This window comes from Nostoc cf. edaphicum LEGE 07299, from assembly GCF_015207245.1.
GTDB classification, from domain to species: domain Bacteria; phylum Cyanobacteriota; class Cyanobacteriia; order Cyanobacteriales; family Nostocaceae; genus Nostoc; species Nostoc edaphicum_B.
This window is the reverse complement of the sequence record NZ_JADEXF010000727.1, coordinates 1-3317: the sequence shown is the minus strand read 5'-3', so window position 1 is coordinate 3317 and position 3317 is coordinate 1. Positions and strand designations below refer to the sequence as shown.

The 3317-nt window shown below is 39.2% G+C and carries 5 protein-coding genes; all 5 read left to right on the top strand.

Features of this window, described 5'->3' with window-relative positions; all coding sequences use genetic code 11:
- Nucleotides 1–182 (top strand): hypothetical protein (locus tag IQ229_RS19635; RefSeq protein WP_409339949.1); only part of this gene is annotated, 182 nt, incomplete at its 5' end.
- A gap of 420 nt (nucleotides 183–602) precedes the next feature.
- On the top strand, nucleotides 603–1706 hold the full coding sequence (locus tag IQ229_RS19625) for an inorganic phosphate transporter (RefSeq protein ID WP_228013583.1): 1104 nt from the start codon (nucleotides 603–605) through the stop codon (nucleotides 1704–1706).
- A gap of 63 nt (nucleotides 1707–1769) precedes the next feature.
- Nucleotides 1770–2756: an arsenosugar biosynthesis radical SAM (seleno)protein ArsS gene (gene arsS, locus IQ229_RS19620; protein ID WP_194046612.1), complete on the top strand. Its 987-nt coding sequence runs from the start codon at nucleotides 1770–1772 to the stop codon at nucleotides 2754–2756.
- A 74-nt stretch (nucleotides 2757–2830) separates the two neighbouring features.
- Nucleotides 2831–3019 (top strand): hypothetical protein, encoded by a 189-nt coding sequence (locus IQ229_RS19615; RefSeq protein WP_194046610.1) that lies wholly within the window; start codon nucleotides 2831–2833, stop codon nucleotides 3017–3019.
- Nucleotides 3020–3025: 6 nt separating this feature from the next.
- Nucleotides 3026–3317: SDR family NAD(P)-dependent oxidoreductase (locus IQ229_RS19610; RefSeq protein ID WP_194046608.1), on the top strand; the 292-nt coding region annotated here is incomplete at its 3' end.

Genomic DNA, 3317 nt, shown 5'->3' with positions numbered 1-3317 from the left:
CGAACGCCGAATTAACAAATGCGAACGCCAAAATAACAAATGCGATCGCCAAATCAACAAATGCGAACGCCAAATCAGCAAATGCGAACGCCAAATCAGCAAATGCGATCGCCGAAGTAACAAATGCGAACGCCGAAGTAACAAATCTGACTTTTCACGGTATCTGGAAAACCTCTCTCTAAATCTCTCTCCTAAAAGGAGAGAGACTTTGAATTTTCCCCCTTCCCGCGTCGGGAAGGGGGTTAGGTTTTTGGTGGACTTTTCCACATAATGTGAAAAGTCAGAAGTAACAAATGGGTTCGCCAAAATAACAAATGCGTAGCCAGCACTTCTCTACGAGACGCTCTGCGAACGGCTGCGCTCAGTAACCACCGTAGGCATTGCCATGATTGCAACTTTGTAAACAATGCCAAAAATTGATCGCAAGTATCATGACAGAGATAGCTAGAAACCAAATTTAGATATGTGCGATCACCTAAATCCGCAATATCCCAAACAGCGAACTGACAGATCGCCAAAATAATGATGGTCTAGCATTTTTCCCTAATCAGTTAAGATAATCTTCATCAACCTTCTTTCCTTTTACCCTTCTCCTTGGAATTATGACGCAGGATGAGTTATTGCAACTGATAGATCGCGCGGTGGCTGAGGGTTGGCAAGAGTTAGACTTGTCGGGGCAAGAGTTGACTGAGTTACCTGTGGAAATTGGTAAGTTGAAGCAGCTTGAGTCTTTGATTTTGGGAAAGAAGGTTAAAGGTTATGAATTCGTAGGAAACCGCCATCTCGAAAAGGTTTCAGGCAACAATTTAAAAACGCTTCCACTCGAACTATTGGGTTTGCCTAGTTTGCGTAAGTTGGATATTAGTGGCAATCCTTTAGAGAGCATTCCCGATGTGGTAACGCAAATACTACATTTAGAGGAACTTATCTTAATTCGAGTAGAGCTAACTGAAATACCTGATGCGATCGCTAATGCTCCAGAGTTTCATCTTGCAGTCGCGATCGCTACTGGATTGACTGTACTCATTGCCACCCTCATGGGGTTTCCTATTTCCACAACTCACAGTTTAACAGGTGCGCTGGTTGGCGCTGGATTAGTTGCGATCGGACTACAAGTTAATTTTGCAGCTTTGGGAACTTCCTTTATTTTGCCTTTATTACTCAGTCCAATCGTTGCTATTTCCTTGGGAGCAGGAATTTACAGCTTATCTGGCTATATTAATTCAAAATGGCATCTACCAGTCAACCAAAAAATGATTGATGGTTGTCATTTTTTCAGCGCTGGAATTGTCAGTTTTGCTAGAGGATTAAATGATACTCCTAAGATTGTTTCACTCATTCTAATTATTGAGTATTTCTCGATTCAGGGAGGAGCGATATTGATAGCGATCGCAATGGCACTTGGCGGTTTACTCAACTCCCAAAAAGTTGCAATAACCATGAGTGAAAAGATTACCTCAATGAATCATACTCAAGGCTTATCAGCAAATATAGTAACTGGAGTTCTGGTCATTGTAGCTACTCGGTTTGGGCTTCCAGTTTCTACCACTTACGTTTCAGTTAGTTCTATTTTAGGTGTTGGATTAATTAACAAAAAATCCAAATCTAATCCTCGTATTTTTTATCAGATTCTACTATCGTGGATTTTAACTTTACCAACTACTGCAATTATTAGTGCAATAACCTATAGATTATTGCAAGGTTAGAAAAATTGAAGATTATTGTGAATTTTTTAGGAGTAGTAACTAATGCAAGCTCAAGCAAAAATTATAGGAAAGACAGCAGTCACAGCCTTTAAAAATAAACTCAATTCACCTTTGACAAAAAAAGGAATAACTGTTTTACAAATTAATTTAGGTAAACGTTGTAATCTGGCCTGTACACACTGTCATGTCGAAGCCGGGCCGAAACGTATAGAAGAACTTTCTCCTGAAATTTGCGAACAATTGATTTCACTAATCCATAAATTTCCCGAAATTAAAGTTGTGGATTTGACTGGTGGCGCACCTGAAATGAATTATGGATTTAAGCCACTGGTAGAAGCAGCAAAAGTAACTGGTAAACAAGTCATTGTCCGGTCTAATTTGGCGATTTATTTTGAAGATGGATTTGGTGATTTACCAGAATACTTTGCTAAACACCAAGTAAGAGTTGTGGCTTCTCTACCCTGTTACCTAGCAGATAATGTTGATAAAATGCGCGGTAATGGTGTTTTTGATAGTTCAGTCAAAGCTTTGCAGTGGCTTAACCAACTCGGCTATGGTAAAGACCAAAACTTAATTTTGGACTTGGTTTTTAATCCCCAGTTACCCAACGATGAAAAATTTTCTTTAGCTCCCGAACAGAGTAACCTAGAACGAGATTACAAAATGTTCTTACAAGAACATTTTAATATTGTGTTTAACAACCTATTCACCTTTACCAATTTACCAGTTGGTAGAACCAAAATGCATTTAGAACGGAGAAAACTGTACGCTAGCTATTTGCAGTTTTTAGAGTCGCATTTTAATCCCAGCACAGTTGAACATTTAATGTGTCGCGATGAACTTTCAATTGACTATCTGGGCAATGTATATGATTGTGACTTTAACCAAATGATGAATTTGCCTGCAAAAACTCGTAATGGTGGAACTTTGACAGTTGGCAAATTGTTAGAAGCTGGCAATTTAGACCTGATTAATGAGGTACAAACTGCTGCTTATTGCTATGGTTGTACTGCTGGGTGTGGTTCTAGTTGTGGTGGCGCTTTGCTCTAACTAAAGTATTTACTTTTCTGGCCCGATATCTCTGAGGAAGAGTCAGCATTTGTACATTGCTTCGCAGTTCGATAATGCTGACTTGGGTTGTTGAACACGCGCAAACACTTAGTAAACGTTATTTACGTCTAAATTGCGATGATTTGCGTCCGCGCCTGAGAGCAGTATATGAAGGCTTTGGTTTCCGTTATCGCAGCCAGAGACAAGTTGGTGCTTATTTTGTCTCTCGCTATGAATATCAAATACCTCCACAAGTTATCTAAATTGATATGTCTTTTATCGATGAAATTAATCCTGTCAATGCTTTGATTGTGGGAGCCAGCCAAGGTATTGGTTTGGGTTTTGTGAAAAATTTGCTACAAGATCGCAGAATAGCTAAAATTTATGCAACTTCTCGTCAACCGAAATCGGACTCAGAATTAATAGCTCTTGTAGACAAATATCCTGAGCGATTAATTTGTTTAGAGATGGATATTACTGACGAGTTACAGATTATTGAAGCTGTTCAAAAAATACATACTCAAGTTGACAAACTGCATTTGGTAGTCAACTGTGTAGGAC